Raw genomic sequence first — 18,862 nt, 5'->3', positions numbered from 1 at the left:
ACGGCCGCAATCGCCGCTTGCCGTGGTGTGGGGGCTGGACGCGCCCGCGCTGCCGGTGCAGAACATCGCCATGCCCTGGTTTGCCATCCACTGCATCGACAAGCCCGATTCGGCCGATCTGCGCGCCGAAACGCGTGCCGATCACCTGGCGCACATCAACGCCCACAAGGACAAGGTGCTGGTCGCAGGGCCGCTGCTGCGCCCCGATGGCCGGGCGATGGGCAGCCTGCTGATCATGGAATTTGATGATCGCGATGCCGCCATCGCCTTTGCAAATGCCGATCCCTATCATCTGGCTGGCCTGTTCGAGAGCCGGTCGGTGACGAACTGGCATAAGGTGTTGCCGTAGCGCGGCCAGTGGCGATCGCGCAGCGATGGCACGGACTCGCGCAAGGCCAGCCGGCGACCAAAAAACCCGGCTCTCCAGCCGGATTTTTCGGGTGTCGTCCGACGGCGTGGCTCCGCCGCGCCCTTCCTGGTTTCTTGTCCTTGCACCCTGAAACGGACTCGGCGGCTCTGCCGCCGGCCGTGTGTTGCTGCACCTGGATTCGGCGGATGGGTGAAGCATTCCCACCCCCAACCCCTCCCGCAAGCGGGAGGGGAGCCGGAGCGCCCTGGGCTCGATTGCAGTTTGATTGAACCCCTCATCCTGAGCCCGCCGAAGGGCGAGCTTGTCGAGGCACGCTCAAAGCGCGGTCGGTGCCTCGACAAGCTCGGCATGAGCGGGTTTGGGATTCCAGCAAAACGCAATCGGGTCTAGATCAGCAACCCCTGGCGCTTGGCGGCGCTTGACAGTTCGGCGCGGATGTTGACGCCGGGTTTGGCCAGCCATTCCTGCATGGCGTCGAACAGCGGCTCCAGCGTGGCGCCGCGCACCATGGCCTTGATCGGGCCGATGCCGGCCGGCGTGATCGACAGGCGCTCCACGCCCAGCGCCATCAGCGCCAGGGCCTCCAGCGGGCGGCCGCCCATCTCGCCGCAGACGGTGACCGGCACATCGTGCAGGGCGGCGGCGCAGACGACGCGGCGGATGACGCGCAGGATGGCGGGAGACAGCCAGTCATACCGGTCGGCGAGGCGCGGATTGGCGCGGTCGGCCGCGAACAGGAACTGGGTGAGATCATTGGTGCCGATGGAGACGAAATCGGTCATCGGCAGCAGCAGGTCGAGCTGTTCGATGAGGGCCGGCACCTCGATCATCGCGCCATATTGGATGTCGGAGGGCACCGGGCGGCCCAGGCTGGCCAGCCGGTCCTTCTGGGCTTCGACCAGGGCACGGGCTTCGGCGAATTCCCAGGGTTCGGAAACCATGGGGAACATCACGGCCAGCGTGCGGCCGGCGGCGGCCTCGAGCAGGGCGCGGGCCTGCACCTTCATCAGGCCATCGCGGCCGAGCGCCAGGCGCAGGGCGCGCCAGCCCATGGCGGGGTTCTCGTCCTCCTCGCCGCCACCCAGATAGGGCACGGCCTTGTCCCCGCCGATGTCGACGGTGCGGAACACCACCGGCTTGTCGCCGGCGGCATCGAGCACGGTCTTGTACAGCGCCTGCTGGCGCTCCCGGCGCGGCAGCGTGGCGGAAACGAGGAACTGGAATTCGGTGCGGAACAGGCCGATGCCATCGGCGCCGGCCAGCGCGATGCCGGCGGCATCATCGGCAAGGCCGGCGTTCATGTAGAGGCTGATCTGCTTGCCATCGCGGGAGATGGCGGCCAGATCGCGCACCTTGGCCCATTCCTCGGCCTGGCGGGCCTTGAGCGCGCGCATCGCCTGATAGGATTTGATGGTGGCCGCCGTTGGCCGCACCAGCAGCGCGTTGTTGCCGGCATCGACAATCAGTTCGTCGCCATCATTGACCTGGGCAAACAACTGGCCGACCCGGCCCAGCACCGGCACGCCCATGGCGCGCGCGACGATGATGACATGGGCGGTGAGGCTGCCTTCTTCCAGCACCACGCCCTTCAGCTGGCGCTTGTCATACTCCAGCAGCTCGGCCGGGCCGAGGTTTCGGGCGATGAGAATGGTGTCGGCCGTAAGCCCCTGCTTGGCGGCGGTGTCGAGCTGGCCCGACAGGATGCGCAGCAGCCGGTTGGACAGATCATCGAGATCGGTCAGCCGTTCGCGCAGATAGGGATCATCGATGCTGCGCATGCGGGTGCGGTTGCGCGCCTGCACGCGTTCCACCGCGGCTTCGGCGGTGAGGCCGGTTTCGATCGCCTCGTTGATGCGGCGGGCCCAGCCTTCATCATAGGCGAACATCTTGTAGGTTTCGAGGATCTCGTGGTGATCGGTGCCGGCGACGAAATCGGCCTGGCCCATCATCCGTTCGATCTGCTCGCGCATGCGGCGGAAGGCTTCGACCAGGCGGGCGCGTTCGGTGTCGACATCATCGGCGACCGTGTGTTCCACCACCACGCGCGGCTGGTGAAACACGGCCACGCCGCGCGCCAGGCCATCGACCAGCTTCAGGCCGTTCAGCCGGGTCGGCCCGCTGTTGGCGGCGCGCAGGCGGGCGGCCTGGGCATCATCGACCAGCCCGGCACCGTGGATGAGTTCGGACAGCACCATGGCAACGGTTTGCAGCGCCTCGATCTCCACCTCGGCATAATCGCGCGGCTCGCGGTGCTGCACGGCGAGCACGCCGATGGCGGCCTCGCGGCGCACGATGGGCACGCCGCAGAAGCTGTGGAAATCATCTTCGCCGGTTTCCGGGCGATAGGCGAAATCGGGGTGGGCCTTGGCTTCGGCGAGGCTGAGCGGCTCGCGCCGGGCGGCGATATTGCCCACCAGGCCCTGGCCCATCGACAGCCGCGTCACGTGCACGGCCGATTGGGCAAGGCCTTGCGTGGCAAACAGTTCCAGCACGCCATCGCGCAGCAGATAGATGGAGGCGACCTCGCTGTTCAGCTCGGCCGCGACGATGCGCACCACCTGGTTCAGCTTGGCCTGCGCGCCCGTCTTGGCCGCCATCACATCGTGAAGACGGCGCAGGATGATGCGGGCGGCGCTGGCAGGCGGCATCAGGCGGCGGCCTCCCGCGCGTTGGCGCGGGCCAGCGCGGCTTCGGCCTCGGCGACCAGTTCGGCGATGATCTCGGCCACCGGCTGCACCTTGGTGACCATGCCCACCGATTGCCCAGCCATCAGGCTGCCGGTTTCGACATCGCCTTCGACAACGGCGCGGCGCAGGGCCCCGGCCCAATAATGTTCGATGGCCAATTGGCCGGCGGCCAGGTCCATCTCGCCCCGGTCAACGGCGGCGGCCACCTCGCGCTGGCGTTCGTTGAAGGCATCGCTGCCGGCGTTCTTCAGGGCGCGCACCGGGATCACCGGCAGGCGTGGATCGATCTGCACTGATGCGATGGCTTCGCGGGCGCTGGCGCGCACGAAGGCCTGCTTGAACCGGTCGTGCGCCACACTTTCAGCAGCAGCGGCAAAGCGGGTGCCCAGCTGCACGCCCGACGCGCCCATGTCGAGATAGGCGGCAATGGCGTTGCCGCGCCCGATGCCACCGGCGACGAACACCGGCACATCGGTGATCACCGGCAAAATCTCCTGCGCCAGCACGGTGAGGCTGACGGGGCCGATATGGCCGCCGGCTTCCGACCCCTCGATCACGATGGCATCCACGCCCGACCGCACCAGTTTCTTGGCCAGCGCGGCGGTGGGGGCAAAGCACATCAGCTTGGCACCAAAGCCCTTGATCGCGGCAATGGCCGGGCCGGGCGGCAGGCCGCCGGCCAGCACGACATGGCTCACCTGTTGCCGCGCGCAGACCTGGATCAACTCGTCCAACTGCGGGTGCAGGGTGATGAGGTTGACGCCAAACGGCTTGTCGGTGAGGGCGCGGGTGGCGGCGATTTCGGCTTCCAGCATGGCCGGCGGCATCGCCCCGCAGGCGAGCACGCCAAAGCCGCCGGCGTTGGAGATGGCGGAGACGAGGTTGCGCTCGCTCACCCAGGTCATGGCGCCGGCCATGATGGCGTGGCGCGTGCCCAGGAATTCGCGACCGCGCGCCGAGGCGGCATCAAGATGCGGCGTGGCCGTCATGCATCGTCCCCATCGGCGGGCGCCGGCCCATCCAGGCCATAGGCGGTGTGCAGCACGCGCACGGCCAGTTCGACATAATCCTTGGGGATCAGCACGCTCACCTTGATTTCCGACGTGGTGATGGCCTGGATGTTGATGCCGCGGCTGGCCAGTGCGCGGAACATGGTGGCGGCGACCCCGGCATGGCTCTTCATGCCGACGCCGACCACGCTGATCTTGGCGACATCATCGTCGGCGATCAGGCTCTGGAAACCGATGGCGTCCTTGGCCTTTTCCAGCACGTCGGTGCTGGCCGGCAGCTGCGCGCGTGGCACGGTGAAGGTCACATCGGTGCGGCCTTCGTCCTTGGCGATGTTCTGCACGATCATGTCGACATTGACATTGGCATCGGCAAGCGGGCCGAAGATGCTGGCCACCACGCCCGGCCGGTCGGCCACGCCCACCAGCGTCACCTTGGCTTCGTTGCGATCCGCGACCACGCCGGCGATCAGTTCACGTTCCATCTCGTCATCCTCGTCCACCACCAGCGTGCCGGGCGCGTCGGAGAAGCTCGACAGCACCTGCACCACCACCTTTTCCTTCATGGCCAGTTCGACTGACCGGGTTTGCAACACCTTGGCGCCCACGCTGGCCAGTTCCAGCATTTCTTCATAGGTGATCTTCTGCAGCTTGCGGGCGCGCGGCACGATGCGGGGATCGGTGGTGTAGACGCCGTCGACATCGGTGTAGATGTCGCAGCGATCCGCCTTCACCGCCGCCGCCAGCGCCACCGCCGACGTGTCGGACCCGCCGCGGCCCAGCGTCGTCACCCGGCCATCGCGGGTCATGCCCTGGAAGCCCGGCACCACGGCCACGGCCCCGGCCTTCATGCTGCTGATGATCGCGTCAGTCCCGATCTCCTCGATGCGGGCGACGCTGTGCGCGGCGCTGGTGTGGATCGGCAATTGCCAGCCCAGCCAGCTGCGGGCGTGCACGCCCAGCGCCTGCAGCGTGATGGCCAACAGGCCGGAGGTGATCTGCTCGCCGGCCGCCACCACCACATCATATTCGGCCGGATCGGCCAGCGGCGAGGCTTCGCGGCAATAGCCGACCAGCCGGTCGGTCTCGCCCGCCATGGCCGAGACCACCACCGCCACCTCGTTGCCGGCATCCACTTCGCGCTTCACCCGGTTGGCAACGTTGCGAATCCGCTCCGTTCCCGCCATCGAAGTGCCACCAAATTTCATCACGATCCGGGCCATGGCCGGCATCATCCTTCGTGCTGCTTCACTATTGCCCTTGCCTGATAGGAACGTGGAGGGGCAATGGCAAGAAAGCCCTGCCCCAGATGGGAACAAGAAAATGTCTCAAGCTGCCAGCATCAACCCCGATGAAGCCGCATTCTTCGGCAAGCTGGCGGCTGACTGGTGGAACCCCAAGGGCACATCGGCCATGCTGCACCGGATCACGCCGACGCGGGTGGCGCATATCCGTGGCGAAGCGCTGGCGCATTTCGGGCTGGATGGCCGCAGCCGCCGGCCGCTGGCGGGGCTGAGCGCCCTGGATGTCGGCTGCGGCGCCGGGCTGATGGCCGAGCCGCTGGCCCGCATGGGGGCGGCGACCAGCGCCATCGATGCCGCGCCAGAGAATATCGCGGCCGCCCGCGTGCATGCGCAGGGCCAGGGGCTTGCCATCGATTATCAGTGCATCGCGGTGGAGGATCTGGCCGCGACCGGCGCGCGTTTTGATCTGATCACCTGCCTGGAGGTGGTGGAGCATGTGGCGGGCCGCGATGCCTTTTTCGCCGCCATTGCCCAATTGCTGAAGCCCGGCGGGCTGGCGGTGTTTTCCACGCCCAACCGCACGCCGGCCAGCTGGGCGGTGGTGATTGCCGGCGCCGAATATATCACCCGCTCCATCCCGCGCGGCGCGCACGACTGGAACCGTTTCTTCACCCCGGCCGAACTGGCCGAGGCGCTGACCCATGCCGGCCTGGTGCCGGGCGAGCCGGCCGGCCTGAGCTGGCGGCCGGGTGCGGGCTTCGTGATCGGGAGCGATGTCAGCGTGAATTATTTCCTCACCGCCACGCCTCAGGCCTGACGCAGCACCACCACCAGCGCCCGCACATCGACCAGCATGGTGGCCAGTTCCATCATGGCGACAAAGAACATCGGGTAGAACAGCGCCGGCTGGCGGCTGGCCCAGGCGGCAGCCCATTTGACTGGCGCCAGCCGTGGCAGCAGCCGGGCGCCGGCCAGCGAAACCACCACCCCGATGGCGGCCCCGGCCAGAAGATCGCTGGCATAATGCAAGCCGAGATAGAGGCGGGGCAGGGCAATCATCACCAGCGCCCAGGTGAAGGCCAGCAGCCCGGCCCGGCGCGAGACCAGCCAGATGCCGGTGGCCAGCGCGAAGAACAGCACGCCATGATCGCTGGGGAAGCTGCTTTCGGTGGTGATGCCCAGCGCCTCGGCCGTCAGCCCGCCGGGCAGGCGGAACGGCAGGTCGGGATCGAGCAGCGGGCGGGGGCGGAACGGCAGTGTCTTGGACAACAAACAGCCGGGCCAGCACCTCACCCAGCCCGCAACTGGCCAGCACGGCGAGGATCAGCCGCCGGTCATGCTGGCTGCGTTCACCCGGGGCATCGCCATGGGCACACCAGGCCCACCACAACAGGCCGCACATCTCCCCGCCCTTCAACAGGGCATTGGCCGACAACGCCAGCACGAAGGCATCGAACAACGGCCAGTGGCCGTTCAGGCTGGCCATCGCATGCGACAGAACAAGATCGGGGTGGGGCAGCATGGTGAGCCTTCTTGCAAAACGGCGTGGAATGATGCCCTGCGTCGCAAGAGTGGTGCCAATCTGCGATTCCTCCAGATTTCAATGCCTTGCCTGCATAAGGCCGGCGATGGCTGCAACCGGAATTGCAGGATGAGATGCCATGCCATTGCGCAATGCGCAGATTGCGCAGCTTCGGCAGGCTTGGCGGGCCATATGATCTGGTCGCCACCGAGACGTTCGGCAACGGCAAGTCCACCGCGCCCAGCAATTCGATCGAGCAGATCGACGGCCCGCGCCGATCGGCGGCCGTCACGCCGCCGCAAGTGCTGCCTTGCGCCGCCGCATCGCCACGCCGACCAGGCCCATCCCGGCCATCATCATCGCCCACATCGCCGGTTCCGGCACCGCGCCTGCCTCGCCCACGCCGCCGATGCGGAACTGGCCGGCATCGATGATCGGGCCATCAAGCATGAACCGGACGTTGGTGATGAGCTGGTTGTCGAAGGCGCGGGCCGAGAAGAAATTCCCGCCCTGGTGGATGGCATAGGTGCCGGCGAAGATGGTGCTGAACTGGTCAGTGAAATTCAGAACCACCTGCGTGGCCTCGGCATGGGTGCCGAACAAGTCGAACTCCACCTCCTTGAAGCCCAGACCGGGATCAAGCCCGAACGACAGCTCGGTCAGCCCGCCGTCCGTCGCCTCGATCCGCGCCTGGCCGGCTGGCGGGCTGACCAGCGGCTCGATTCCGTTGAAGGTCACGCGGGTCTGGGTCTGGTTGGTGAAGCCTATCACGGTGTTGCCGATGGGATCGGGGCCGCTGAACAACACATTCTCTGCCGGCTGGACGGCGCCCGGTGAAGTATAGATCGCGATGGTTGCCGCAGCGGGAAAAGCAATCAAGCTGATTGCAGCACACTGGGCAGCAAGAAATATTCCGCGCATGGCAGTTTCCTTTCCAAGCGGCCATGTGATTATGATTCACGCAAGATAGATTATCATGAAAACATGATCTTCTATCTTCACATGAAGGACTGTTGGCCTTTCCTGAGTGCCAAGACTGCATAAGAAATTGCTGCGCTGGCAGACTCGGAAACTACCCGTCGCATGATCCGTGATTGCGTATGCTTACCCATGCGGTCTGGCGCAGACCGCCAGTTCGGGCAGGCTTGGCGCAGCGCGGCGCTTGTGCCAGCCTTGGCGGCAAGGGAGGACACGGCCATGACGACACCGCTCAAGGGCATTCACCACAGCGCCTATCGCTGCCGCGATGCCGAGGAAACGCGCGCCTTTTACGAGGATGTGCTGGGCCTGCCGCTGGCCGCCGTGGTGCAGGAGGAACGCGAGCCCGGTTCGCGCCTGCCCAACCCGTTCGTGCACCTGTTCTTCCGCATGGGCGACGGCAAGTTCATCGCCTTCTTCGACGCGCCGAACACGGTGAAGGAGGGGGATTTTGCCCTCGTCCACGGCTTTGACCGCCATGTCGCCTTCGAGGCGGAGGATGAGGCGCGGCTGCTGGAATGGCAGGCCAAGCTGAACGCCGCCGGCGTGCCCTGTTTCGGGCCGATCGATCATGGTTTCGTGAAATCGGTCTATTTCGCTGATCCCAACGGGCTGCCGCTGGAAATCACCGCCCGCGTTGCCAGCCATGATGCCATCCTGGCCGAAGACGCCAAGACCGCCCATGCCATCATCAAGGCCTGGACCGAGCGCAAGGCCGCCGCCCGCGCCGAAGGGCGGGCGGCGTGAGCTTTGCCCGCGTGCCCCTGTTGATTGCCTTCCGCGAGGCGGTGGGCCTGCGCGACACCTATGGCGGCATTGATGGGGTGGTGGCGCTGCAGGCCCATCATCTGAAGCCCGAAGCGCCGTCGGACACGATTGTCATTTTCATGCACCCGATGGGCATCATGCATTATCTGCCGCTGCCCCCGGCACTGGCGGCGGCCGGCGTGCATGTGCTGACCGCGGTGTCGCGATATCCGAACAATGATTCGGCGCTGATCATGGAGAAGGTTGCGGTCGATCTGGGCCGCTGGGTGGCGCATTGCCGCGAGGTGCTGGGTTACAAGCGGGTCGTGCTGGCCGGCTGGTCGGGCGGGGGCAGCCTGGCGCTGTTCTATCAGGCCGAGGCGAGCGACCCGCAGGTGACCCACACGCCAGCCGGCGAGCCCTTCCCGCTGGCCGAGGCCAAGCTGCCGCCGGTGGATGGCGTGATGCTGCTGGCGGCGCATGTCAGCCGGGCGCAAACGCTCACCGAATGGCTGGATGCCTCGGTGATCGACGAGGCGGGACGGTCGCGCGATCCCAAATGGAATCTCTACAGCCCGGAATGCCCGCAGCCTCCTTACAGCGCCGATTTCCTGGCCGAATATGCGGCGCGGCAGGTGGCGCGATCGAACCGCATCACCGCCTGGGCCGAAGCGCAGCTGGCCGAATTGACCGCGCGGGAGGGCCCGCATGCCGAGCGCGCCTTCATCGTGCATGGCACCATGGCGGCGCCTTGTTGGCTGGATCCGGCGGTGGATGCCAATGACCGGGCGCCCGGCCGCTGTTACCTGGGCGATCCCAGGCTGATCAACGATTCGCCTGGCGGGCTTGGCCGCTTCACCACACTGCGATCCTGGCTGTCGCAGTGGAGCCTCAAGTCCAACGCCTGTTCGTTGAAGGTTGGGCATCGCATCCTTGTGCCGGTGCTGGTGGTGGGCAACACGGCCGATGATGCCTGCACGCCCAGCCACACGCAGCGCCTGTTCGATTGCGTGCCCAATGCCGCATCGCGCGAGCTGCACGCGGTGAAGGGCGCGACGCATTATTATGCCTTCCAGCCCGAACATCTGAAGCAGGCCGCCGGGTTCGTGACCGGCTGGTTGGGCCAGCACGGCCTGGCCTGAGGCGGGGGCCCGGATCGCGGCCGGACCCCCCAAGCGTTTCAGGCGGAAACCACCGGCAGACGGCGGCGGGCGGCGACGCCAACCAGGCCGAAGCCCATGATCAGCAGCGCCCAGCCCTTCGGTTCGGGAACGGCGGTGATCGTCACATTGTCGATCACCGCACCAAAGGGCCCATCGGTGCGCCCGATGAACGAGAAGTTCTGATTGTTGGCAACGGCGACGAAGGTGACGAAGCGCCGGCCCCAGCCCATGTTGGTGGGTGAGTTGGCGGCGGTCACATCGACGGTGAAATTGGTCACCTGGGCGCCGGAGGTGGTGGTGCCAAAGCCATAGGTGGCCGGGCCGCCGAAGGGATTGCCGGCCACATCGAAGCCAACGCGATAGGTGCGGCCGACGGTGAGGCCGGTGAGGCGCTGGAAAATCTGGCCGCGATCGGTGGAGGCCAGTTCCAGCGAGCGCAGACCGCGCGAGGCGTTCCACAGGCTGGCGACCCAGTCGACACCGAGCGGGCCGACCTGCCAGCCGGTGATATCGGTGCTGGGCGCGGTGAGGTCATCGGAGGGGGCTCCGCTGAAGTTACCGAGTTCGAAACTGCCGTTTACAAAACTGACGGCGGCAGCGGGCTGTGCGGCGAGGGCGAGCAGCCCCGTGACGAGAAATCTGAACATGATACGCTACTCCACAACAACAGGGGGACAGGCCCCATGCGATGCTGTGCAAATTGCGTGCCAGCCAAATTCCGACGATCTTCGAAGTGGCTATCCTTGTGACAGATTCGTGACTGTAAACTCTGCCTGAAAATATTGCGTTTCAATTGGTTACAGAAATCTTGCGACAACATCCCGGTAACTTCTGGAAACTTTTACTTGCGTGCCGCTGCCAAGAATCAAGAAACATTCACCATTGGTGTGCGGCTTCACACTCTTGATGTTATCAAGGTTGACGATTGTTGAACGGTGGATGCGCTGGAACTTCTTCGGATCGAGCCGGCGCTCCAGATCCTTCATCGTTTCGCGCAGCACCAGCGTCTGATCGGCGGTGTAGATGCACATATAATCGCCGGCGGCATCGATGCGTTCGATATCGGCGACATCGACGCGGAAAATCTGGCCGCGATCCTTGATGTTGATGATCTTCTCATAGCGGCTGGTCTGGCCGGCGTCGCCCAGATCGTCGGGCAGCGCATCGGGCGCCACTTCGGACAGGATTTCCTTCAGCCGTTCCGCCCCGGCCATGCCCTGTTTTTCGGCGAGGCGCTGGCGGACGCGTTCGATGGTGGCGGCCAGACGCTCTTCGTCGACAGGCTTCAGCAGATAATCCACCGCCTCGGCCTCGAAGGCTTTCAGCGCGTGCTGGGTGAAGGCGGTGACGAAGACGAACAGCGGCGGCTCGATATCGGCAAGGCCGGCGACGACCTGAAAGCCGTCAAAGCCCGGCATCTGGATATCGAGGAAGACCAGATCCGGCTTGTGGGCGCGCACGGCCTTGATGGCCTCGCGGCCGTTGGCGCAACGCTCGATGATCTCGATATCCTCGAACGGTTGCAGGCGCAGTTCCAGGCCCTGGATGGCCAGCGGTTCGTCATCAACCAGGATGGTGCGGATCGGCATGGCTTACACCTGTGGTGCTGCGGCCGGCACGGCAACCGGATTTGCGACGAGTGGAGGCTTTGCGGCGAGCGGCGGCGGGCTGCCCTGCGGCGACTGCGCGTCGGTCTGGTAGGGCACGTCGATCAGGACGATCAGGCCGTGCGGTTCATTGTCGGCCAGTTCGAAGCGGTGATCGGGGCCATAGCTTTGGGCGAGGCGCTCGCGGATGTTGGTGAGGCCGACGCCAGTGCCGCCGGCTTCGGGCGCCACACCGCCCAGGCCGGGCCCGGTATCGGCGATGGTGATCACCAGCCGGTCGGCCATGCGGCGGGCGTCCACCAATATGTCGGCGCCGTCTTCCGCTGGGGTGACGGCATATTTGATGGCGTTTTCGATCAGCGGTTGCAGCAACAGGCTGGGCAGCCGGGCCTCCATCACATCGGGCGCGATATCGAAGCGGGTGCGCAGCCGGCTTTCAAAGCGGGTGCGCTCGATATCCAGATAGAGTTTGAGCGCCTCGGCCTCTTGCGCCACCGTTGCCAGGCCCTCCCGCTCGCCCACCAGACTGTAGCGCAGGAAGCTGGCGAGGCGCGACAGCATGGCGTTGGCGCGGTCGGTCTGTTTCAGCAGCACCAGGGTGGAGATGCTGTTCAGCGTGTTGAACAGGAAATGCGGGTTGAGCTGATAGCGCAGCATGGCGAGCTGGGCATTGTTGGCCTGGGCTGCCATGGTCAGCATGCGTTCTGACTGTTCGGCCAGCAGCAGATAATAGTTGATGCCGTAATAGAGCCCGGTCCAGGCGCCCAGCACCGAGAAATCCAGCAGGATGGCGCCAAGGAACTCCACGCCCTTGGGCTGCCAGCCCGGCTGGTAGAAGGTGGCATGGGCCCACACCTCCAGCGCCGAGAACAGGGCCGAGGCCGAGACCAGCAGCAGCGCGGTGGCCGTCCAGGTGAACAGCGGCTTCATGGTGATCAGCCGGCGATAGGCGGCGGCGAGCAGCAGGGTGATGGACGCCCCGGTGGCGGTCACGATGATGGCCGGCAGCACGAAGGCCAGGCCCATGGAGTTGGCCAGGCCCGACAGCGCCCGCAGCAGGAAATAGGCCAGCCAGCCACCGCCCTGCAGCAGCCAGAAGGCGCGGTTCTTGTCGTGAAAAAAGCCTCGGGCCACGCGCTCAACCATGGCGGCACCATAGCCTGCCCGGCGTCAAAGGCCAAATATCCTCAGATTTCAACCTGGCTGCCAAGCTCGACGACGCGGTTGGTGGGCAGCTTGAAGAAGTCCATCGCGCTTTCGGCGTTGCGCATCATCCAGCTGAACAGATGCTCGCGCCAGATCGCCATGCCGGGCTTGTCACTGGCCAGCAGCGTCTGGCGCGACAGGAAGAAGCTGGTTTCCATCATCTTCAGCCGTGGTCCGCAGTTTTCCACCTTCTTCAGCACGGCCGGAATGTCGATTTCCTGCATGAAGCCATAGCGGATGAGGATGCGGTAGAAGCCACCGCCCAGATCCTTGACGCCAATCCGATCCTCGTCGGAGACATAGGGCACTTCGTCGATCACCACGGTCAGGATCATGATGCGTTCGTGCAGGATCTTGTTGTGCTTCAGATTGTGCAGCAGCGCCTGCGGCACACCGACCGGACTTGTCGTCATGAACACCGCGGTGCCGGGCACGCGGGTGGCAGCGGCGGCGGCGGACTTGATGAACACGTCCATCGGCATCGAACTGTCGCGCAGGCGATCCTGCATCAGGGCGCGGCCGCGCGACCAGGTGGTGAGGCCGGTGAAGCCGATGAGTCCGATGACCAGCGGGAACCAGCCGCCATCGGGCACCTTGGTGAGGTTGGAGGCAAAATAGGCGAAATCAACCAGGGCGAAGATCGCCAGCAGCGGCGCCGCCCACCAGGCCGGCCAGCGCCAGATGGTGAGCACCAGCACGCTGACCAGCAGCGTGTCGATCAGCATGGTGCCGGTGACGGCGATGCCATAGGCGGCGGCGAGGTTGGACGAGGTCTGGAAGCCCAGCACCAGGAACATCACCAGCACCAGCAGCGCCCAGTTGACCGCCGGGATATAGATTTGCCCGAATGCCGATGCCGAGGTGTGGACGATCTTCATGCGCGGCAGGAAGCCGAGCTGGATGGCCTGCATGGTGACAGAGAAGGCGCCCGAGATCACCGCCTGGCTGGCGATGATGGTGGCCAGCGTGGCCAGCACCACCAGCGGCAGCCGCGCCCAGTCTGGCGCCATGAGGAAGAAGGGATTGGCCACCGCTTCGGGGTGGGCGGTGAGCAGGGCGCCCTGGCCAAGATAGTTGATCATCAGCGCCGGCAGCACCAGCGCATACCAGGCCAGCCGGATCGGCCGGGCACCGAAATGCCCCATGTCGGCATAAAGCGCCTCGGCTCCGGTGACCGACAGCACGACGCTGCCCAGCGCCAGAAAGGCTGCCAGCGGTTTGGCGGCGATGAATTTCGCGGCGAACAGCGGGTTGAGGGCATTGATGATGCCCGGATTGGCGATGATGTTGGTGATGCCCAGCACGGCCAGCGTGGCGAAATAGACCAGCACGATCGGGCCGAAGATGGCCCCCACCCTGGCGGTGCCGCGGCTTTGCAGCAGGAACAGCGCGAGCAGGATGGCGATGGCGATGGGCAGCACCAGCGGCGCCATGCGCGCTTCCACCACCGTGATGCCCTCCACCGCCGACAGCACCGACATGGCTGGCGTGATGATGGCATCGCCAAAGAACAGGGCGGTGGCCATCACGCCCAGCAGCACCAACTGGGCCGAGCGCGTGTCGCCCGGTGACAGGCGGGAGATCAGCGCGATGAGGGCAAGCGAGCCGCCTTCGCCACGATTGTCGGCCCGCATGATGACGGAGACATATTTCACCGTCACCACCAGCATCATCGTCCAGAAGATCAGCGAGATGACGCCATAGATGGAGGTGGGATCAAGGGCGAGCGGGTGATGCCCCGCAAAGGTTTCCTTGAACGCATAGAGCGGGCTGGTGCCGATATCACCGAACACGACCCCAACGGCGCCCAGCGCCAGCTTCAACAGCGATTGGTCGTGCCCGTGGTGATCAGCATGAGCGGACGCATCCGGTGACGCACCCTGGTTTGACATGCGAATATGCCCACCCGTTGAACAGGCGGCGGCGATTAGCATGGCTCTGCTGATGCTGCAATGCGGCAGCGCTGGCCCCAGCCATGCCAGCGCGCTATGGCTGCGGCCTCGAAGGGAGTGACGCTGATGCGCATCGGATTCCTGCTCTATGACCAGCTGACCCAGCTTGACATGACCGGCCCGGCCCAGGTGCTGAGCCGCATGCCCGGCGCCACCGTGGACTATGTCGCCAAGACGATGGACCCGGTGATGAGCGATTGTCGCCTCGCCCTGATGCCCACCGCCACGCTGGCCGATGTGGGCCAGTTGGATCTGCTGTGCGTGCCTGGCGGCTTTGGCTGTTCGGCGGCGATGAATGATGCCGAGATTCTGGACTGGCTGCGCGCCCAGGCGCCCGGGCTGCAATGGATCACCAGCGTGTGCACCGGATCGCTGGTGCTGGCGGCTGCCGGGCTGCTGAAGGGCCGCAAGGCCGGCTGCCACTGGGCCTGGGGCCATTATCTGCCGCTGTTCGGGGCCGAGTTCGTCGCCGAACGCACCGTGTTCGATGGCAACATCATTTCGGCCGGCGGAGTGACGAGCGGCATCGATTTCGCCTTCCGGGTGCTGGCGCATCTGCATGGGCCCGATGTGGCGGCGATGCTGCGGCTGGCGCTGGAATATGATCCGGAACAGCATGATGGTGGCACGCCGGCCACCGCCCGGCCCGAGATCATCGCGCAAGTGCAGGCCGCCACGGCCACGCGCCTGGGCCACCGCGACGCCGAAATGCGGGCCGCTGCCGCCCGCCTGATGGGAGAAACCGCATGATCCGCATCTTGCCGCTGCTCGCCCTGATCGCTGCTGCCCCGGCATTGGCGGTGCCCACCCCGGTGACGGTGCGGGTGATCAGCCAGGGCGCCAAGTTCATCGGCACCGGCATGGGCGGGGTGGAAGTGACGTTGGCCGATGCCGCCACCGGCGCGCCGCTGGCCAGCGGCCGCATCGAGGGCGGCACCGGCGACACCGCGAAGATCATGCCCGGCGCTCCGCGCGGCACGCCGCAGGCCGATGACAAGACGGCGAAATTTGATGCCATGATCGATATCGATGCGCCGCGCGCCGTGCTGGTGACGGTGAAGGGCCCGCTGAAGCCGGCCGGGGTCGCGGTGACCGCAAGCGCCTCCCATTGGCTGTTGCCCGGCCAGCCGGTGGTGGGCGATGGCTGGGTGCTGGAACTGCGCGGCCTCGCGCTCACCGCAAGGCGCGAGGGCGGGCAGGTGGTGGCCGATGTGTCGATGCTGTGCGGCTGCCCGATCGCACCCGGCACCTTGTGGGATGAAAGCCGGTTCCGCCTGAACGCCTGGGTGGGTGCACAGGCCGTGCCGCTGAAATGGGCGGGGCAGACCGGGCGCTTCGCTGCCGAGGTGCCGGCCGGGGCCAGCTGGGTGACGGCGGTGGACACGCTGTCGGGTGCCACCAGCGCGGCGAAGATCAGCCCCTGAGCCGGAGCGCCCGCGCCGCCACCGGCACGCCAGTCAGCGAAATGGCGGCATCGGCCCAGAACAAGGCCCGCATCATGCCGGCGGTATCGGCCTGCGCCCAGGCTGCGAACGACGCGGCCGAAGCTAGGCCATAGAATAGTGCCAGCCCGGCCAGCCACCGGTCCCGCGTCGCTTTCCAGCGCATCGCCACCACAATCGCCGCCGGCACGAAGACAAACAGGTACATGAACTCGGTGATCGCCACCGATTGCAGCCTTTGTGGCCCTGGCAGATCGGCGGGCCAATCCCGCATCGCATGGGCCAGCCAGGCATACAGGCCGGCCATGGCGATTTCGGCGGCCAGCCACAGGCGCAGCAGGGCATCGGGCACGGACGGGCGCGGGTGCGGCATGCCGATGGCATAGCGCGGCAGCTCGCCGAGCGCGAGGCTTGAAGGCCGGCGCGCCGCGCCCATCTGTGCTATGATCCTGCATCCAAAGGAGCCGACTCATGGCCAATCCGCTTGCCCGTCTTGCCGTTCGCGCCGCCGCTGCCGCCGCCACCCGCCAGATTGCCGCCCGGGTGAAGGGCGCCGATCTGGGGCCCATCGGCAATGTTGCCGCCGTCGCCCTGCCGTTTGCGCTGCGCCGCGTCTCGCCGCTGGGCCTGGCGGCCATGGCGGTGGGGGCGTGGGGGCTGGGGCAACTGGCGAGATCGGCCCCGGCTGCCGCCGCGCCGGTGGAACAGCCCAAGCCGGCTCGCGCCCCCATCGTCACCCCGCCGCCGATTGCCTGGGCGGCCGCGTCTGACGGCTATTGATTGCGCGCCTTCCCATGGCCGGCTAATCACGTCGGCAAGATGGGGAGGATGAAGATGCTGCGTTTCGTTTCGCTGTTGGCCCTTTCGGCTGCCCTCGCACTGCCGGCCGTGGCCCAGACCGCCGACAAGCCCGCCGAAAAGGCGGACAGCGCCATGCCCAGCCCCAACCGCGTGGTGGTCAAGCGCAGCGGCACCTTCGGCGGCGTCAAGATGAACTACACGGCGATCGCCGGTGAAACCTTCCTGAAGGACAAGGACGGCAAGCCCACCGCCGCCATCTTCTCCACCACGTACCTCAAGGACAATCCGGAGCCGAACCGCCCGGTGTTCTTCCTGTTCAACGGCGGCCCCGGTTCGGGTTCGCTGTGGCTGCACATGGGCGCTTTTGGCCCGAAGCGGGTGAACATCCCTGATGCCAAGGATGATGGCGCCCCGCCCTATGACATCACGGACAACCCCGAATCGCTGCTCGACGTGGCCGATCTGGTGTTCATCGATCCCGTTGGCACCGGCTGGAGCCATGCCCTGGGCAAGACCGATCCCAAGGAATTCTGGGGCGTCAACAGCGATGCCCGTTCGGTCGCCGAGTTCATCCGGCTCTGGCTCAATGAGCACAACCGCTGGAACGCGCCCAAGTTCCTGGGCGGCGAATCCTATGGCACCACCCGCTCTGCCGCCGTCGCCCATGAGCTCAACAAGGGCTATAATGATGTGGCGCTGAACGGTGTCGTGCTCATTTCCGCCATCCTCGATTTCGGGCTTGAGGCCGAGGATGAAGGCAACGAGATGCAATATATGGGCCTGCTGCCCAGCTATGCCGCCGCCGCCTGGTATCACGACAAGATCGCGGGCAAGCCGGCGAGCGTGGAGGCCTGGGCCGCCGAAGCCCGCGCCTTTGCCACCGGCCCCTACATCAGCGCGCTGATCAAGGGGAACAGCCTGCCCGCCGCCGAGCGCGCCGCCATCCGCAAGGAATTGGCCCGCCTCACCGGCCTGTCGGAAACCTATCTGGAACAGGCCAATCTGCGCGTCACCCCGGGCCGCTTCTACAAGGAACTGCTGCGCGACCGCGGCCTCACCATCGGCCGGCTTGATGCCCGCTACACCGGCAAGGATTATGACAATGCCGGCGAGGGGCCCGACAACGACCCCAGCTTCTATGGCATCGATGCCTCCTACCCGGCGGCGGTGAATGCTTACTTGCGCGGTGATCTCGGCTACAAGACCGACCGTAGCTATGTCTCCATCGGCGGCGTTGGCCCATGGGATTGGCGGCTGGGCAATGGCCGCGATGCCTATGTCAACGTTGCCCCCGGCCTTGCCCGCACGCTGCGGGAGAACAGCCGCACCAAGGTCTGGGTGGGCCAGGGCTGGTATGATTTCGCCACCCCGTTCGCCTTCGCCGAATATTCGATGAACCGCCCCGGCTGGCCCACGGACCGGGTGGAATATCATTATTACGACGCCGGCCACATGATGTATGTCCACGGCCCCAGCCGGGTGAAATTGTCAAACGATCTCAGGGATTTCATCCGTCGGCAGAAGTGAACGGCGCCGCCGGCCACGGCGGGGCCAGCATATCATCCTCCGGGTCGTATGGCATCTCCGCCAACGCCCGCAGTTCGGCGCGCAGTTTTGACACAATTGTCGAATCCACCGGATTCTGGCGTTGCAATTCCACGATTTTCCGCTGTTCCACCCGCTTGAGGTGGAACAGCAGCAAGCGCACATCCACCGGCCGCCGCCGCACCGCCGCCACCACGCCCTCGCGCTCGATCACCTCCTCCTCCCCATCGAGCAGACGATCCATCGCCACATCATCAATCAACCGGTCCCGGTCCGCCAACGCCGCATCCCAGGCCGCACCAAATTCCGCCCCCAGCGGCTGCCGCCGCAACCAATAAGCCGATTGCCGGCTCATCCCCACATGCCGCGCCGCCGCCGCCACACTGCCATGCACCCCAAGATGGTTGAGAAACCGCTGCTGCCGCTCCGGCGTCCAGCCGTTGTGGTTCTGGCGATGCGGGGCCTGGGGCACGAGGTCGAGATAGCTGTCCATGAACGAGAATGTAACCCATTTGGTTCGTTGTAGGACAGGGCGAGAATGCAGGGTCGGCGTTGGTGCCATGGCTCCGGCGGCGCGACCCCTCCACCAGC

19 protein-coding genes are annotated in these 18,862 nt (G+C 66.0%); 8 read left to right on the top strand and 11 right to left on the bottom strand.

All coding sequences use genetic code 11. The annotated features are described in order from the left end of the window. Nucleotides 1–22: 22 nt before the first annotated feature. Entirely contained in the window at nt 23–349 is a 327-nt protein-coding gene (locus CHU93_RS13205) for a YciI family protein (protein WP_243375681.1), read from the top strand. Nucleotides 350–756: 407 nt separating this feature from the next. Here the strand turns inward: CHU93_RS13205 and ptsP are convergent, their stop codons facing one another. The 3 genes from ptsP to CHU93_RS13190 are packed head-to-tail and all read right to left on the bottom strand — an operon-like array spanning nt 757 to nt 5,287. Further along, a complete protein-coding gene (gene ptsP / locus CHU93_RS13200) occupies nt 757–3,018 on the bottom strand; it encodes a phosphoenolpyruvate--protein phosphotransferase (protein WP_094474639.1) in 2,262 nt (753 codons plus the stop codon). Continuing rightward, the gene (locus CHU93_RS13195; RefSeq protein WP_094474638.1) at nt 3,018–4,046 is read right to left on the bottom strand and encodes an NAD(P)H-dependent flavin oxidoreductase; all 1,029 of its coding nucleotides are present in this window, start codon (nt 4,044–4,046) and stop codon (nt 3,018–3,020) included. The genes ptsP and CHU93_RS13195 overlap by 1 nt, the downstream gene beginning before the upstream one ends. Beyond that, complete coding sequence (locus tag CHU93_RS13190) at nt 4,043–5,287, bottom strand: aspartate kinase (RefSeq protein WP_094474721.1); 1,245 nt, start codon at nt 5,285–5,287, stop codon at nt 4,043–4,045. The genes CHU93_RS13195 and CHU93_RS13190 overlap by 4 nt, the downstream gene beginning before the upstream one ends. Before the next feature lie 100 nt (nt 5,288–5,387). Between CHU93_RS13190 and ubiG the strand changes: the two genes are divergently transcribed. Continuing rightward, nucleotides 5,388–6,125, top strand: coding sequence for a bifunctional 2-polyprenyl-6-hydroxyphenol methylase/3-demethylubiquinol 3-O-methyltransferase UbiG (gene ubiG / locus CHU93_RS13185; RefSeq protein ID WP_094474637.1), 738 nt, complete (start codon nt 5,388–5,390; stop codon nt 6,123–6,125). Here ubiG and CHU93_RS13180 read toward each other — a convergent pair. Then, nucleotides 6,116–6,577 carry a phosphatase PAP2 family protein gene (locus CHU93_RS13180; RefSeq protein ID WP_165768734.1) on the bottom strand — a complete coding sequence of 154 codons (462 nt, stop codon included), beginning with the start codon at nt 6,575–6,577 and terminating at the stop codon, nt 6,116–6,118. The genes ubiG and CHU93_RS13180 overlap by 10 nt on opposite strands. A gap of 541 nt (nt 6,578–7,118) precedes the next feature. Next, nucleotides 7,119–7,709: a PEPxxWA-CTERM sorting domain-containing protein gene (locus CHU93_RS17775; RefSeq protein WP_243375679.1), complete on the bottom strand. Its 591-nt coding sequence runs from the start codon at nt 7,707–7,709 to the stop codon at nt 7,119–7,121. 318 nt (nt 7,710–8,027) lie between these two features. Here CHU93_RS17775 and CHU93_RS13170 point away from each other — a divergent pair, with 318 nt between their 5' ends. Next, nucleotides 8,028–8,555, top strand: a complete 528-nt coding sequence (locus tag CHU93_RS13170; protein ID WP_094474634.1) for a VOC family protein — start codon at nt 8,028–8,030, stop codon at nt 8,553–8,555. After that, on the top strand, nt 8,552–9,697 hold the full coding sequence (locus CHU93_RS13165) for an alpha/beta hydrolase family protein (RefSeq protein ID WP_094474633.1): 1,146 nt from the start codon (nt 8,552–8,554) through the stop codon (nt 9,695–9,697). The genes CHU93_RS13170 and CHU93_RS13165 overlap by 4 nt, the downstream gene beginning before the upstream one ends. 38 nt (nt 9,698–9,735) lie before the next feature. Here the strand turns inward: CHU93_RS13165 and CHU93_RS18025 are convergent, their stop codons facing one another. The 4 genes from CHU93_RS18025 to CHU93_RS13145 form a co-directional block, all read right to left on the bottom strand. After that, nucleotides 9,736–10,365: a PEPxxWA-CTERM sorting domain-containing protein gene (locus tag CHU93_RS18025; protein ID WP_094474632.1), complete on the bottom strand. Its 630-nt coding sequence runs from the start codon at nt 10,363–10,365 to the stop codon at nt 9,736–9,738. A 150-nt stretch (nt 10,366–10,515) separates the two neighbouring features. After that, entirely contained in the window at nt 10,516–11,307 is a 792-nt protein-coding gene (locus CHU93_RS13155) for a LytR/AlgR family response regulator transcription factor (protein ID WP_086115922.1), read from the bottom strand. 3 nt (nt 11,308–11,310) lie between these two features. After that, nucleotides 11,311–12,471 carry a sensor histidine kinase gene (locus CHU93_RS13150; RefSeq protein WP_094474631.1) on the bottom strand — a complete coding sequence of 387 codons (1,161 nt, stop codon included), beginning with the start codon at nt 12,469–12,471 and terminating at the stop codon, nt 11,311–11,313. Nucleotides 12,472–12,512: 41 nt separating this feature from the next. Beyond that, nucleotides 12,513–14,423, bottom strand: a complete 1,911-nt coding sequence (locus tag CHU93_RS13145) for a potassium transporter Kup (RefSeq protein WP_094474630.1) — start codon at nt 14,421–14,423, stop codon at nt 12,513–12,515. A 126-nt stretch (nt 14,424–14,549) separates the two neighbouring features. On the opposite strand from CHU93_RS13145, the gene CHU93_RS13140 reads away from it, so the two are divergent. Next, nucleotides 14,550–15,233 carry a DJ-1/PfpI family protein gene (locus CHU93_RS13140; RefSeq protein WP_243375676.1) on the top strand — a complete coding sequence of 228 codons (684 nt, stop codon included), beginning with the start codon at nt 14,550–14,552 and terminating at the stop codon, nt 15,231–15,233. Continuing rightward, nucleotides 15,230–15,907 carry a hypothetical protein gene (locus CHU93_RS13135; RefSeq protein ID WP_094474628.1) on the top strand — a complete coding sequence of 226 codons (678 nt, stop codon included), beginning with the start codon at nt 15,230–15,232 and terminating at the stop codon, nt 15,905–15,907. Before CHU93_RS13140 ends, CHU93_RS13135 begins: the two co-directional genes overlap by 4 nt. Here the strand turns inward: CHU93_RS13135 and CHU93_RS13130 are convergent. Next, nucleotides 15,897–16,361, bottom strand: coding sequence for a hypothetical protein (locus CHU93_RS13130; protein ID WP_094474627.1), 465 nt, complete (start codon nt 16,359–16,361; stop codon nt 15,897–15,899). The genes CHU93_RS13135 and CHU93_RS13130 overlap by 11 nt on opposite strands. A gap of 35 nt (nt 16,362–16,396) precedes the next feature. Between CHU93_RS13130 and CHU93_RS13125 the strand changes: the two genes are divergently transcribed. Together CHU93_RS13125 and CHU93_RS13120 are read left to right on the top strand one after the other, a co-directional pair. Beyond that, nucleotides 16,397–16,705 carry a hypothetical protein gene (locus tag CHU93_RS13125; protein WP_094474626.1) on the top strand — a complete coding sequence of 103 codons (309 nt, stop codon included), beginning with the start codon at nt 16,397–16,399 and terminating at the stop codon, nt 16,703–16,705. A gap of 54 nt (nt 16,706–16,759) precedes the next feature. Next, complete coding sequence (locus CHU93_RS13120; RefSeq protein ID WP_094474720.1) at nt 16,760–18,253, top strand: S10 family peptidase; 1,494 nt, start codon at nt 16,760–16,762, stop codon at nt 18,251–18,253. Here CHU93_RS13120 and CHU93_RS13115 read toward each other — a convergent pair. Next, nucleotides 18,234–18,764 (bottom strand): hypothetical protein, encoded by a 531-nt coding sequence (locus CHU93_RS13115; protein WP_094474625.1) that lies wholly within the window; start codon nt 18,762–18,764, stop codon nt 18,234–18,236. The two genes, CHU93_RS13120 and CHU93_RS13115, sit on opposite strands and share 20 nt — an antisense overlap. Between the last annotated feature and the right edge of the window lie 98 nt (nt 18,765–18,862).

The organism is Sandarakinorhabdus cyanobacteriorum, assembly GCF_002251755.1.
Lineage (GTDB): Bacteria > Pseudomonadota > Alphaproteobacteria > Sphingomonadales > Sphingomonadaceae > Sandarakinorhabdus > Sandarakinorhabdus cyanobacteriorum.
Note: the sequence above shows the minus strand (reverse complement) of the source record. Positions and strands in the feature narration are given on the sequence as shown.

What these genes read in the sequence shown, in the direction of transcription:
- ptsP (WP_094474639.1), bottom strand. Translation starts at nt 3,018, where the DNA reads ATGCCGCCTGCCAGCGCCGCCCGCATCATCCTGCGCCGTCTTCACGAT.
- CHU93_RS13195 (WP_094474638.1), bottom strand. Translation starts at nt 4,046, where the DNA reads ATGACGGCCACGCCGCATCTTGATGCCGCCTCGGCGCGCGGTCGCGAA.
- CHU93_RS13190 (WP_094474721.1), bottom strand. Translation starts at nt 5,287, where the DNA reads ATGGCCCGGATCGTGATGAAATTTGGTGGCACTTCGATGGCGGGAACG.
- ubiG (WP_094474637.1), top strand. Translation starts at nt 5,388, where the DNA reads ATGTCTCAAGCTGCCAGCATCAACCCCGATGAAGCCGCATTCTTCGGC.
- CHU93_RS13170 (WP_094474634.1), top strand. Translation starts at nt 8,028, where the DNA reads ATGACGACACCGCTCAAGGGCATTCACCACAGCGCCTATCGCTGCCGC.
- CHU93_RS18025 (WP_094474632.1), bottom strand. Translation starts at nt 10,365, where the DNA reads ATGTTCAGATTTCTCGTCACGGGGCTGCTCGCCCTCGCCGCACAGCCC.
- CHU93_RS13155 (WP_086115922.1), bottom strand. Translation starts at nt 11,307, where the DNA reads ATGCCGATCCGCACCATCCTGGTTGATGACGAACCGCTGGCCATCCAG.
- CHU93_RS13150 (WP_094474631.1), bottom strand. Translation starts at nt 12,471, where the DNA reads ATGGTTGAGCGCGTGGCCCGAGGCTTTTTTCACGACAAGAACCGCGCC.
- CHU93_RS13145 (WP_094474630.1), bottom strand. Translation starts at nt 14,423, where the DNA reads ATGTCAAACCAGGGTGCGTCACCGGATGCGTCCGCTCATGCTGATCAC.
- CHU93_RS13140 (WP_243375676.1), top strand. Translation starts at nt 14,550, where the DNA reads ATGCGCATCGGATTCCTGCTCTATGACCAGCTGACCCAGCTTGACATG.
- CHU93_RS13135 (WP_094474628.1), top strand. Translation starts at nt 15,230, where the DNA reads ATGATCCGCATCTTGCCGCTGCTCGCCCTGATCGCTGCTGCCCCGGCA.
- CHU93_RS13130 (WP_094474627.1), bottom strand. Translation starts at nt 16,361, where the DNA reads ATGGGCGCGGCGCGCCGGCCTTCAAGCCTCGCGCTCGGCGAGCTGCCG.
- CHU93_RS13125 (WP_094474626.1), top strand. Translation starts at nt 16,397, where the DNA reads ATGGCCAATCCGCTTGCCCGTCTTGCCGTTCGCGCCGCCGCTGCCGCC.
- CHU93_RS13120 (WP_094474720.1), top strand. Translation starts at nt 16,760, where the DNA reads ATGCTGCGTTTCGTTTCGCTGTTGGCCCTTTCGGCTGCCCTCGCACTG.
- CHU93_RS13115 (WP_094474625.1), bottom strand. Translation starts at nt 18,764, where the DNA reads ATGGACAGCTATCTCGACCTCGTGCCCCAGGCCCCGCATCGCCAGAAC.